Here is a 13,019-nt window from a genome sequence, read left to right on the forward strand (position 1 = left end):
CACCTCCTCACTGGCTAGATAAATAATTAAGCTTCCTTAATACTCAAATTAATGATGCCTGTTACATCTTGATAGATTTTGACAGGAACATCAATCAAACCAAGGGCGCGAATTGGGTGGTCTAATTGGATATGACGTTTGTCAATCTTAATACCAAATTGTTTTTCCAATTCTTCAGCAATTTTCTTGCTGGTAATAGAACCAAAGGTACGACCATCTGGACCAACTTTTTCGACAAATTTCACTAAAGTAGCTTCCTCAGCCAACTTAGCCTTGATAGCCTCTGCTTCTGCAATCATCTCTGCATGAGCCTTTTCCTTAGATTTTTCCTGACCACGAAGGGCGCTAATAGCTTGGTTTGTTGCTTCCTTAGCCAAATTTTTCTTAATCAGGAAGTTTTGGGCGTAACCTGTTGGAACTTCCTTAATCTCACCCTTTTTACCTTGACCTTTAACATCTGCTAAAAAGATTACTTTCATATCTGTTCTCCTAATTTCCATTTATTTCTTCGCGGATTTTATCCGTCAACTTTTCACATACTTCTGCGATTGTCTGGTCATATACCTGAGCGGCAGCTAGGTTAAAGTGGCCACCTCCACCCATTTCTTCCATAATGCGTTGAACATTGATTTTACTATGACTCCTTGCAGAAATAGATACATACCCTTTGGTATTTCTTGTTACAACGAATACCGCCTCAATTCCTGCCATGTCCAATATTGTATTGGCAGCCTTACTCGGAATAATATTATCGTATTCTTTAGTATCATCTGCACACGCAATAACAACATTGGACTCAATTCTCTGCCCACTTAAAATCAGTTCATTGATTTGACGATATTCCTCAAAATCTGTCGCTGCAATCTGCTGGATTTCCAAGCTATCGCTACCACGAGTCCGCAAGTAACTAGCCACATCAAAAGTACGACTAGTCACACGAGAGGTGAAATTTTTTGTATCAAGCATAACCCCAGCCATCAATAAACTAGATTGAATGCGATTAAGTTTATGGTGTTTGTCATTCTGGAACTGAATTAATTCCGTTACTAACTCACTCGCAGAACTAGCACCACTCTCTATATAAGTCAAAACTGCATTATTTGGGAAATCTGTATCGCGACGATGATGATCAACCACCACAACCTGAGTAAATTGGTCATAGAAATCCTTATCCAAAGTCAAGCCAATCTTTGAATGATCTACCATGATTAACAACGACTGGAAAGTGACCATCTTCATGGCTTCCTCAACCGTTAGCAAATTAGAACAATTTTCATCACTCAACTTCTTGATAGCACGTGCAATATCTGGTGCCATTTCATCTGGATTATACACCGTATAGGCATTGTTCATAATATTTTGAGCAAAGTACTGCATACCGACCGCGGATCCAAGCGCGTCCATATCTAAATTACGATGTCCCACCACAAAAACAGCATCAACCGATTTGAGTTTATCTGATACAGCAGACATCATAGCACGAGTCCGCGTACGTGTTCGTTTAACGGAAGAAGCCGATCCACCGCCAAAGAAAAGTGGCTGTTTACTCTCATCATTTTCCTTGACCACAACCTGGTCTCCACCACGAACCTCAGCCATATTGAGATTTTGGAGCGCAACCTGTCCGATTTGGTGATGATTTTCATTACCATACGCCAATCCCATACTCAAAGTCAAACCTAAATCTAACTTTTTAGCCTCCTCGCGGAACTTATCAATAACTGAAAATTTATTCTCTATCAATTTTTCCAACACAGCATAATCTGTAAAGAAATAGAATCGATCCATTGTGCCGCGTCGATAGTAGATTCCGTAATCATGGCAAAATTCCGAAACAAATTGAGCCAAGAAGGAATTGACTTGGCTAATCTGTGAATCAGATACCGTGTCCTCGAGTTCATCATAATTATCAACTGAAATAATCCCTATAACAGGACGGCTTCCGATCAAACTATTTGTCGCTGAGTACTCTGATGAAGCATCAAAAAAGTAAAATAACCCTTGATCAAAATCAACGTTAACAGCGTATCTCTTGCCTGAAAAGTTTGCATAAATTCGCTCCTCATCCAGACCAACGTCAATAATTTCACGTAGTTTTTTTTGATCAAACTCACCATTTTCTTGAGCAAAAATCAGCTCAGCAAAGGGATTAAACCATTCTACCTGATTACTATCCGGTCGAACTTTGATAACTCCCACTGGCATTTTATCCAAGAGCATCATCAAACCAGAATTGGCCTGATTATTGAGATATTCAATCTGTTCTATCTCACTAAATTCATAAGAATGTTTTTGATAAATAAACAGCGCAATCAACACCAATAGGCTGATGAGTAGCGCAAAAACTGTACTGGCACCAATTGGAAAAAATCGGTGGACAAGAGCCACCAACCCAAATAAAATGACACCTATCATGACAAAGTGAATTGTCGAAAATCGAAATCTTTTCATCACTAACCTCTGCCTGCCATTCTACCATAAATTCAGTAAAAAAGCTACTTTTCACATGATTTTAAAGTAGTTGACATATAGCTGACATACAGCGAAAAGAACAGCCTTAGTGACTGTCCTTTGATTTGTTTTTAGAAATGGAACGACTGCGTCCTTCCAAGTAGACCATGAGAATGGATATATCCGCTGGATTGACACCGGAAATCCGACTAGCCTGGCCAATGGTTTCTGGTGAAATCAGCTTGAACTTCTGACGAGCCTCGGTCGCAATGGAGTCAATATCATCCCAGTCAATGTCGGCTGGAATGCGTTTTTCTTCCATACGTTTCATCTTCTCCACCTGATCCAAGGCCTTGGCAATGTAGCCCTCGTACTTGACCTCTGTTTCAATCAATTCAATGGTCTTAGCGTCCAAATCCTCTGCCGCAGGACCGATAAAGGCTACCGCATCTGCGTAGGTCACATCTGGACGACGCATGAATTCCTTGGCAGTCAAGGCATCTGTCAGAGGTTTGAAGCCCATAGCTACGACTTTTTCATTGGTTTCCTTGATTGGCTTGAGTTTGATAGACTCCAAGCGTTTCATTTCGTTGTCAAACTGGTTTTTGTGAATCTGGAAAACCTGCCAGCGTTCATCATCCACCAAGCCTACCTGACGACCAATCTCCGTCAGTCGCATATCGGCATTGTCATGACGCAAAATCAAGCGGTACTCTGCCCGACTGGTCAAGAGACGATAAGGTTCCACCGTTCCCTTGGTCACCAAGTCATCAATCATGACGCCGATATAACCGTCGCTTCGTTTCAAAATCAGCTCTGGCTTACCCTGTACCTTGAGAGCGGCATTGATACCAGCAACGATTCCCTGACCAGCTGCTTCTTCATATCCTGATGTTCCGTTGGTCTGACCTGCTGTAAAGAGCCCTGAAATCTTCTTGGTTTCAAGCGTTGCCCGCAACTGATGCGGCATAACCATATCGTACTCGATGGCATATCCCGTCCGCATCATTTGGGCATTTTCCAAGCCTTTAATGGAGTGGATCAAGTCCTGCTGCACATCTTCTGGCAGACTGGTTGACAGCCCCTGAACATAGATTTCATCGGTATTGCGCCCTTCTGGCTCTAGGAAAAGCTGGTGGCGTTCCTTATCCGCAAAACGCACAATCTTGTCCTCAATGGACGGACAATAACGGGGACCAATCCCCTTAACAATCCCTGAAAACATAGGTGCTCGGTGAAGATTGCTGTTGATAATCTCATGACTGGTCGCATTGGTATAGGTCAACCAGCAAGGAATTTGATCCTGCAAATAGTCCTCGTCCTTGGACAAGAATGAAAAGTGATTTGCCTTTTCATCACCTGGTTGAATCTCCGTGTCTTCGTAGTTAATGGTACGAGCATTGACACGCGGTGGTGTCCCTGTCTTGAAACGACCAATTTCAAGTCCCAATTCTTTCAGATTATCCGCCAGCGTGATAGAAGCTAGGCTATTGTTAGGACCTGACGAATACTTGAGATCACCGATGATAATCTCACCACGCAAGGCTGTACCCGTCGTCACCACAACTGCCTTGGCTGAGAATTTCTGGTTGGTAGCCGTACGGATACCGATCACCTTGCCCTCTTCCACCAAAATCTCATCAATCATGGTTTGACGCAGGGTCAGATTTTCCTGACGCTCCACCGTCCGCTTCATCTCTGCTGCATACTCTGCCTTATCTGCCTGAGCCCGCAAGGCACGAACAGCTGGACCCTTGCCCATATTGAGCATCTTCATTTGGATATAGGTCTTGTCAATGTTGCGACCCATTTCGCCACCCAGGGCATCGATTTCCCTTACCACAATCCCCTTGGCAGAGCCACCAATGGAGGGATTACAAGGCATAAAGGCCACCATATCCAAGTTAATGGTTGCAAGCAAGGTCTTACAGCCCATCCGACTGGCTGCCAATCCCGCTTCTACACCCGCATGCCCCGCACCAATCACGATGACATCATAGTTTTCTGCAAATGTGTGTGTCATGTTGTTTTCTCCTTCATCTTCATGATATGTTTAACTTGTCCATTCCAAATTGGTAATTCCTGTGTCAGAAAAGCTGGTACTACATCTAGGTTGACAAGGTTGTCAAGTGCAATCCATTCACAAGGTTGCTTCAACTTCCCTTCAATCATCTCCTCAGGCATTTCTCCAATAGGCTCCATGATAAAATGAAACTCGATATTGTGAAAATCTCTGTCTTCGTGTGTAAACTGATTTTCAACAACAAAAGCCAGTTGGTTGACACGACTGTCAATCCCTAATTCTTCTTTGACTTCTCGAACAACCGCATCTGCTGCTACCTCATTGACCTCAACCGCACCGCCAATGGTATAATAACGGCCCTTAGAGTCCTTCGTGAGAAATATTCTCCCATCTTTTATAATCAATGCAGTCGCCCGAACACCGAAAATCTGGTTGTCAACTTTGGTTCTGAAATCCATTCATCCCTCTCTTTTCTAAAATTTCGTCCAGATATGGAACTAACTTTTTCTTATTTTTATCGCTAGGGGCTAACCAGAGAAAATCTGTATGTTCTTCTGGGTCAAGAAGAATGGTTTTTACCTGTTCTGTAAGTGTTCCTTCATAGACCAACCTTGTAAACACCGTCTGTTTCTCTACATCAAACTGACTATCTTCATGGATAATGGTCAGATTTTCCTTTTCTATCAAAATACCTGTTTCCTCAAAACACTCTCTCACTGCAGCATCACGAGGCAATTCATTCTCCTCGACACGACCGCCTGGAATGTCCCAATATCGAGGAAAAACGTTGGGCTTGCCACGCTTAATTTGCGAACGCTGAATAATCAGGTGACTGTCTGCAACAGTCAGCAAGACATGGGCAATCAATTTAACAGGCATGGTTTCCTCCGCTACTTTAGTTGTCTTTGTTCAGAAAATGCTTTAGTTGTCCGTCCCAGTTGGCTAACTCGGTCTTAAGAAAGGCTGGATTGAGATCTAGTTTCTCTAAGTCCGCAAAAGTAACCCATTCACACTGGCGAACAGAATTCCCTTCTTCCAGATTGGGAGCTGGATTAGACAGTGGGGTAACTATATAGAGAAATTCAATCTGATGATAGGATTTCTCCTGTAAGGTGAACTGATTTTCGACGATAAAAGCCAGTGGTCCAACCTCCACATCAATTCCGATTTCTTCTTTCATTTCCCGTTGCACAGCCTCTTCGGTTGTTTCGCCAAGCTGAATAGCTCCACCCAAAGTGTAGTATATCCCTTCAGGCGACTTAACGAGATAAAGTTTCTCATCTTGTACCACCAAGCCCGTTGCACGAACACCGAAGATTTGATTGTCGTGTCTCGTTCTGAAATCCATCTTCTCTCCCCTATAGCAAAAAACAGCCAAAACTCTCGAAAATTGCAGGACAAAAAAGCCTACAATTCCCATGAGCTTTGACCATCATAGTTCTTGTTAGAAATATTGTATCAAATCTGCTTCTAAAGTTCAAACCTTATAAGCCGTTAACTTTTCTAAAAGGAGTTTATTCGTCCCGTTTTGATAAATATAATCGACAAACGTTTTTCTTCTTAAAATTTTAGTCAATAGATATTCATTAAAGTTTGGTAAAATTTCCAAAAAAGAGCGTGTTGTCAACCGATGAAGATGCACTAACTCAGCTGCTTCCTTCTTTTTACGTTCAGCATCTTGAACTGGATAGCCTGTATTAAATTCTCCATCAAATAGTTTTTCCAAGGTATATCGCAAATTCAACTCGCCAGACCAACCAAAATTTAAGCCTAGTGGTAAAGAAACTACATTGCCGTTGTTAATCCGACCAAACAGATAGGCATCCTGAGGCGTTTGCACAAAGCCACAACGTAAACCTGGCAAACTATTGCAAGCCATCATCATTCCTTGTCCAGAAGAACACCCCGTTACAACAAAATCAGCTGCATTTGTTTCAATCAACAGACTAATCATAACAGCTACTTCCACATAGGTGTAGTTTTCTATTTCTTCTGGAAACACGCCTAGATTAACAACATCATGGTGTCCGTCCACTACCTCACAAACTGTGTCAAACAAGAGCTGGTTGATCTCAGTTCTTGTACTAGCTTGAATAACTACAACACGCATTTTCCCCTCCTTTACACAACTGTCAACTAAATATACTGACAAGCCTCTCCATATTTATAGGCCATGTCGATCATGCCGCCTCCTAGACATTCTTGTCCGTCGTAGAAAACTAAGGCTTGTCCTGGTGTGATTGCTCGTTGTGGCTCTGCAAAGATGACTTCTGCCTTGTCTCCTTTTACCTTGACAGTTACTTGACTGTCTGGTTGACGGTAGCGGAATTTAGCTGTACACTCAAGTGTGAATTCTTCAGGCATATCCCGTGTAAAGTGGACTTGACTAGCCTGTAAAGAAGTTGACATCAAGGACTCATGATAGAAGCCTTGACCGACATAGAGGATATTTTTTGACAGGTCTTTTCCGACAACAAACCAAGGCTCATTGTCCCCACCGATTTGTCCGCCGATACCAAGCCCGCCCCGCTGACCAATCGTATAGTACATGAGACCTGTATGCTCTCCCATATCACGACCATCAACGGTCATCATCCGACCGGGCTGGGCTGGCAAATACTGCCCCAAAAATTCTTTGAAGTTCTTTTCACCGATAAAGCAAATGCCTGTCGAATCTTTCTTTTTAGCGGTCGCCAAGCCTGCTCGCTCTGCTATTTCCCTCACCTGTGGCTTTTGTAAATGGCCGAGCGGAAACATGGTTTTCTGCAGCTGTTCCTGTGAGAGTTGGCTAAGGAAATAGGTCTGGTCCTTACCATTATCTGCCCCACGTAGCATATGGACAGTACCGTCCTCGTCGCGTGACACCTGAGCATAATGCCCCGTCGCCACATAGTCCGCACCCAAGTTCATAGCGTAGTCCAAGAAGGCCTTGAACTTGATTTCCTTGTTACACATGACATCTGGATTTGGGGTGCGTCCTGCCCGATACTCTGCTAGGAAGTACTCAAATACGCGGTCCCAGTACTCTTTTTCAAAGTTGACAGAGTAGTAAGGAATGCCGATCTGGTCTGCCACCGCAGCCACATCCTTGTAATCTTCTGTTGCTGTACAGAAGCCATTTTCATCCGTGTCATCCCAGTTTTTCATGAAGATACCGATCACATCGTAGCCCTGCTCCTTGAGCAAGAGAGCCGTAACCGATGAATCCACACCGCCACTCATACCGACAACAACACGGGTTTTAGAATTGTCAATTGACATAATCTTCTCCCATCTTTTCGTAGAAATAACGATTTGAAGGTCGTATTCCAAAATTTTTTCAAAAAACGATTTGAAGGTCGATTTTGAACAACTTGTATTATACCACACAAAAGGTGAGATCGACAGGAATTTGACATGGGAAAGCCCATTCATTTAGGCATATTCCCTGACTAGAAAATTTGGTATAATAAGGATAAGAAAAAAATACGAGGCAAATTATGAGCAACTTAAAATTTCAATCGATCTTTGATATTATCGGGCCTGTTATGATTGGACCTTCTTCCAGCCATACAGCTGGGGCAGTCCGCATTGGAAAAATAGTGTCTTCCATCTTCGGCGATGAGCCGACAGAGGTGGAATTTCAACTCTACAATTCCTTTGCCAAGACCTATCGTGGTCACGGTACGGATGTAGCCTTGGTAGCAGGTATTCTGGGCATGGATACGGATGACCCTCGTATCCCAGACTCTCTGGATATTGCTCGGGAGCGTGGTATTAAGGTTTACTGGCGTGTCAACAAGGACAGTAATACCCCACATCCCAATACCACCAGAATCATCATAAAAAACGATAAAAAATCCATCTCAGCCACAGGCGTTTCCATCGGCGGGGGAAACATTCAAGTAACAGAGCTCAACGGCTTCTCTGTCAATCTCAATATGAATACGCCAACTATTATTATTGTTCACCAAGATGTCCCTGGTATGATTGCGAAAGTGACCGATGTTCTTTCTAAGTATGACATCAATATCGCCCAAATGAACGTGACACGTGAACAAGCTGGCGAAAAAGCCATTATGATTATCGAAGTGGATGCTCGCCAGTGTGAAAATTCTATTGCAGAAATTGAAAAAATTCCCCACTTGCACAATGTTACCTTCTTCAACTAGAAAGAGAAAGACATGTTTTATACTATCGAAGAATTAGTTCAGCAAGCAGACAACTTTTCTGGTAATGTAGCTGAACTCATGATCGCTACTGAAATTGAATTGACCGGTCGTAGTCGCGAAGAAATCTTGACAATTATGTCAAGAAACTTGACAGTTATGAAAGCCTCCATCGTGGATGGACTAACTGAAAGCAAATCCGTATCTGGTTTAACAGGAGGCGATGCTGCCAAGTTAGATGCCTATATGAAATCTGGTAAAACCCTGTCAGATTCCGCTGTCCTATCCGCCGCAAGAAATGCTATGGCTGTCAACGAGTTGAACGCCAAAATGGGCTTGGTCTGTGCCACCCCAACTGCTGGTTCTGCTGGTTGTTTGCCTGCCGTTCTTGGTGTTGCTATTGACAAGTTAAACTTGACAGAAGAGCAGCAACTTGACTTCCTCTTTACAGCTGGGGCCTTTGGTCTAGTTATCGCCAACAACGCCTCCATCTCAGGTGCAGAAGGAGGCTGTCAGGCAGAAGTCGGATCTGCCTCTGCTATGTCTGCCGCAGCCCTGACACTGGCAGCAGGTGGAACTCCCTACCAAGCCAGCCAAGCCATCTGCTTTGTCATCAAAAATATGCTGGGTCTGATTTGCGATCCCGTCGCTGGTCTGGTAGAAGTCCCTTGTGTCAAACGTAATGCCATGGGAGCAAGCTACGCCATGGTAGCTGCCGACATGGCACTGGCAGGAATTGAATCAAAAATTCCTGTAGATGAAGTCATCAACGCTATGTACCAAGTGGGGTCTGCCCTCCCAACTGCCTTCCGTGAAACTGCCGAAGGAGGCCTGGCTGCCACACCAACTGGTCGCCGACTGGCACAAGAAATCTTCGGCGAAAATTGACAAGGTTGTAAACGAAAGAGGCTGGGCAAAAAGCCCAGCACCGTTTCTCAATGTTAGTGTCAACATCTCATCGCAGTGGTTGATTGGCAGATTTGTTCGTGTTTTACACTCCAAATCTGACCATTACGACTGTTGCGAACAAAGTTCGCTCTATTTCCAACCTCAAAAGGTTCACTGAACCTTTTGAGCTGTGCGGGGGTGGGAGTGAACCAGTCTGGGGATAGACTGTTTCAGCTCAACAACTGGAAATAAGGACTTGTTGACGAACTCTTCTATGAATGGTCGAGTTCTTTCCCACTCCCTTTTCTTATTGTTTGGTGAAAGTGAGTTTATCTAGAGTTGTATCATTGGCATCAATTTCTGTCAAAGTAAGAGTTGGACCATTCAGGGAATATGTATCTGCTTCACCGTCAATATAGGCAAGTTTTTTATCTAAGTCAAAAATCACTTGTTCTATATCCTGGTCCCCATCATTGTCAACTTCTGTCAATGTAGCTTGATTTCCTTTTACAGTCAATGTGTAGGCATCATTGCCAGATGTAGCTGTATAAGTGCCATCTAATTCAGAAGTGTCAACTAACTTTACACCGTAACTTGTTGCTAGTTGACTAGCAGAAGTTGTATTTACTGATGAGGCTGATGATGCATTAGCTTGTGCTATTTCCTGTTGATTGTCATCATCATCTGCAATTCCAACTTGTCGCTCAATTTGATCTCCTAATGCCTCTAGTTTATTTTCATACACCTCTGCAGCGACAAAGCCAATCGTAGTAAGTGCCAAGGCACCAACTGACAATAAGATAATCGATTTCTTACTCATGCCTGTAACCTTCTGTTTGACTGATTCCCAGACACCTGTTTTCTTATTTTCTGCCACTTCAATAATTTCTTGTTGTTGATTGTTATTTTCCATTTTGTCCTCTTTTTAACTTGTTTTCTTCAGCTCTTGCTGATAAGTCTATTATAGAGGATAGTTTTTAACACTTTAGATAAACTTTCTAAACAAATTCTAAACACTTATAAATTAATCATTAAGACGATAGCCTGCTCCCCAGACAGTCTCAATCAAATCGGCTCCCAATTTATCTCGGAGCCGATTGACATGAACAGCAACTGTCGCACTATCTCCAACATAGTCATATCCCCAAATGGTTTCAAACAAGTGATCTTTAGAGAATACTCGGTTGGGGTGTTTTGCTAGATAAACCAGCAATTCAAATTCACGATTGGGCAATTTGATTTCCTGACCATCCAAAGTCACTTTCCAATTATCCAAGAAAATAGTCATATTCCCAACTGTTAATTCATTCTGATCATTATCCTTTTGAAAACGCTGGTAACGAGCCAAATGAGCCTTTACACGCGCCACCAACTCCATGGGATCAAAAGGTTTGCTGATGTAATCATCCGCTCCCAAGCCTAGCCCTCTCACCACGTCCATAGTTTCTTGCTTGGATGTAACCATCAAAATAGGGAAATCCACCTTATCCCGTAAATCACGACAAAGATCGTAGCCAGTTTTATTTGGGAGCATGACATCCAGCATTAAAAGAGCATAATCCTCTTTTTTGAGTTGGTCCTCTACAAGACCACCGTCATGTACTAAATCTACTTGGTAGCCCTGCATTTCCAGATAATCTCGCTCCAAATAAGCAATCTCTACATCGTCTTCTGCGATTAAAATCCGTGTCATTTCATATCCTTTCTAGGTAGTCTGAAGATAAATCGAAGTCCTGGAGTTGCCTCAACAGACACTCGACCTCCCAAGCGTTCGATAATATTTTTTACAATGGCTAGACCCAGACCATGGCCTTCTACTTGCTGTCTGGTATCGTCTGCCCTGTAAAATTCTTCAAAAATCAAGTCAAGTCTATTCTTTTCTACACCTTTTCCGTTATCTGTAAAAGTCCAAACAACTTCTTGCTCCTGCATTTGTCCAGTAATACTGATTATCAGGGACTTTACAGCGGCATATTTTCGTGCATTGTCCACCAAATTATCTAGAATTCTACGAAATTGAATTGGATCAATCTCAACTGGCAATCCATCCGATACTTCCAAACTAAACCGAATGTCCTCATCTACTAATTCCTCAGTTTTCTCTCTTACATAGGACTGTAAAAAGATAGCCAAATCAAGCTTGACTTTATCAAATGGCATTTTATCTGTCTGCAATTGTGAAAAAGCAAATAATTTTTCCAGTAATTTCTCCATCACCTGAGATTTTTGATAGATAACAGTCAAATACTGATTACGTTTTTCATCCGTATTGGCAATACCATCCAAAATTCCCTTGGCATAACCTTTGATAGAAGTCAAGGGAGTCCGCAAATCATGCGAAATATCTGCGACCATCTGGGTTCGATTTTGTTCATACAGTCGATTTTTCTCACGGGCATCTAACAAAGAAGTCTGCATTTGATTGAACCCTTGGGTCAATTCTTCAAATTCCTTATCACCTTGATAGGTCAGAGGTACTGTATAATCTCCCTGCTGGATACGTTCTACACCGCTGTGCAATTCCTCCAGAGGACGCATGATAACCCCTAGGAGACGGCGAGTAAAGAAGAAGTTAAGCACCACTACGACCACGATACCTATTCCACCAACTAACAAAAGCTGTATCAGGAAGGCTTGAAATTCTTGGCTTTCTTGCTGGTCTTCCAAATCTTCTAGCAAGGCATATAAATAATAAACTTGCCCATCCGTGGCGAGTTTACGGCTAATCACAATTTCTCCATCTACATAGGAGGTGTGAGTGGTTGATGATACTGTCACTCCCAATATCTCATCCGCATCATCTTTCAGATTTGAAAAGACAGCCTCACCATTACTTTCTACATAGAGTCGTGCATCATTCGATGCTAACTCATCTGCCAATACTGCAAAATCTGATCCCGAAAACTTTTCCAAACTCTGTTGACTACTTGCTGTCTTCTGGCTAGTGGACTGCCATGTTTCTTGGTTACGATAAATGCTATTAACCACATAAACACTTACCCCCAGCATCGCAACCAAGGAAAAAATAAGCATGATCATATTTAATCGAAAAATTCGTTTTTGTAATTTCATAGTTCTTCTTTTCTAGTCAATTTTTTCACAATTATAAACAAAACAACCCTATCTGTAAAGCTAGACAACTTTCAACAATAGAAAAAAGTCGGCTCTATAATTTCTGTAGTGGGTAAATCCACCATAGAGATTATGGAGCCTTTTTGAGTATATACAAAAAGTCCCATATGACCTGATATGTAAAGCCCTTTGTCAAGTAAAAACAATCGAACTGATTAAAAAATGAAAAGTATCTAGAAAGAGCCTAGTTCTTAGCTTCGGGCATTGGCCACTCTGATATTCGTGGATTGGTTACCTACAGGTCAATGGTTCTGCCGCGAGTCCTACTCTCTATAAGCGTGGATCACAATTGTGCCACTTAGTCGTTTCGTAGATGACTCAAACCTTGAAGTCCTAAACTCCTTCAAGATACTTTCCATTCAAACATGATTTCAATC

13 protein-coding genes are annotated in these 13,019 nt (G+C 42.4%); 2 read left to right on the top strand and 11 right to left on the bottom strand.

Going from position 1 to position 13,019, the window contains the following annotated elements; translation table 11 throughout:
- Nucleotides 1–26 precede the first annotated feature (26 nt).
- From rplI to mnmA, 8 genes are all read right to left on the bottom strand, one after another.
- The gene (gene rplI / locus K6969_RS12120) at nt 27–479 is read right to left on the bottom strand and encodes a 50S ribosomal protein L9 (RefSeq protein ID WP_029179683.1); all 453 of its coding nucleotides are present in this window, start codon (nt 477–479) and stop codon (nt 27–29) included.
- 10 nt (nt 480–489) lie between these two features.
- A complete protein-coding gene (locus K6969_RS12125; RefSeq protein WP_002941864.1) occupies nt 490–2,451 on the bottom strand; it encodes a DHH family phosphoesterase in 1,962 nt (653 codons plus the stop codon).
- Between the two features lie 106 nt (nt 2,452–2,557).
- A complete protein-coding gene (mnmG, locus tag K6969_RS12130; RefSeq protein ID WP_171943091.1) occupies nt 2,558–4,474 on the bottom strand; it encodes a tRNA uridine-5-carboxymethylaminomethyl(34) synthesis enzyme MnmG in 1,917 nt (638 codons plus the stop codon).
- Entirely contained in the window at nt 4,471–4,932 is a 462-nt protein-coding gene (locus tag K6969_RS12135; protein ID WP_171943090.1) for an NUDIX hydrolase, read from the bottom strand. Before K6969_RS12135 ends, mnmG begins: the two co-directional genes overlap by 4 nt.
- Nucleotides 4,910–5,353 (bottom strand): NUDIX hydrolase, encoded by a 444-nt coding sequence (locus K6969_RS12140; protein WP_171943089.1) that lies wholly within the window; start codon nt 5,351–5,353, stop codon nt 4,910–4,912. Before K6969_RS12140 ends, K6969_RS12135 begins: the two co-directional genes overlap by 23 nt.
- A 16-nt stretch (nt 5,354–5,369) precedes the next feature.
- The gene (locus K6969_RS12145) at nt 5,370–5,822 is read right to left on the bottom strand and encodes an NUDIX hydrolase (RefSeq protein WP_171943088.1); all 453 of its coding nucleotides are present in this window, start codon (nt 5,820–5,822) and stop codon (nt 5,370–5,372) included.
- Nucleotides 5,823–5,951: 129 nt separating this feature from the next.
- Nucleotides 5,952–6,584 (bottom strand): RpiB/LacA/LacB family sugar-phosphate isomerase, encoded by a 633-nt coding sequence (locus K6969_RS12150; protein ID WP_171943087.1) that lies wholly within the window; start codon nt 6,582–6,584, stop codon nt 5,952–5,954.
- A 26-nt stretch (nt 6,585–6,610) separates the two neighbouring features.
- Complete coding sequence (mnmA, locus tag K6969_RS12155) at nt 6,611–7,735, bottom strand: tRNA 2-thiouridine(34) synthase MnmA (protein ID WP_171943086.1); 1,125 nt, start codon at nt 7,733–7,735, stop codon at nt 6,611–6,613.
- Nucleotides 7,736–7,953: 218 nt separating this feature from the next.
- Here mnmA and sdaAB point away from each other — a divergent pair, with 218 nt between their 5' ends.
- Together sdaAB and sdaAA are read left to right on the top strand one after the other, a co-directional pair.
- Nucleotides 7,954–8,625 carry an L-serine ammonia-lyase, iron-sulfur-dependent subunit beta gene (gene sdaAB / locus K6969_RS12160; RefSeq protein WP_029173414.1) on the top strand — a complete coding sequence of 224 codons (672 nt, stop codon included), beginning with the start codon at nt 7,954–7,956 and terminating at the stop codon, nt 8,623–8,625.
- Nucleotides 8,626–8,637: 12 nt separating this feature from the next.
- On the top strand, nt 8,638–9,510 hold the full coding sequence (gene sdaAA, locus K6969_RS12165; RefSeq protein WP_044760163.1) for an L-serine ammonia-lyase, iron-sulfur-dependent, subunit alpha: 873 nt from the start codon (nt 8,638–8,640) through the stop codon (nt 9,508–9,510).
- Nucleotides 9,511–9,817: 307 nt separating this feature from the next.
- Here the strand turns inward: sdaAA and K6969_RS12170 are convergent, their stop codons facing one another.
- The 3 genes from K6969_RS12170 to K6969_RS12180 all read right to left on the bottom strand — a co-directional run bounded on the left by K6969_RS12170 (nt 9,818) and on the right by K6969_RS12180 (nt 12,582).
- Complete coding sequence (locus K6969_RS12170) at nt 9,818–10,423, bottom strand: DUF3642 domain-containing protein (protein WP_024377565.1); 606 nt, start codon at nt 10,421–10,423, stop codon at nt 9,818–9,820.
- Nucleotides 10,424–10,534: 111 nt separating this feature from the next.
- A complete protein-coding gene (locus tag K6969_RS12175) occupies nt 10,535–11,203 on the bottom strand; it encodes a response regulator transcription factor (RefSeq protein ID WP_002941832.1) in 669 nt (222 codons plus the stop codon).
- Complete coding sequence (locus tag K6969_RS12180; protein WP_171943085.1) at nt 11,200–12,582, bottom strand: sensor histidine kinase; 1,383 nt, start codon at nt 12,580–12,582, stop codon at nt 11,200–11,202. Before K6969_RS12180 ends, K6969_RS12175 begins: the two co-directional genes overlap by 4 nt.
- Nucleotides 12,583–13,019 lie beyond the last annotated feature (437 nt).

The sequence above is a fragment of the Streptococcus suis genome (genome assembly GCF_019856455.1).
In the GTDB taxonomy this organism is placed as follows: domain Bacteria; phylum Bacillota; class Bacilli; order Lactobacillales; family Streptococcaceae; genus Streptococcus; species Streptococcus suis_AE.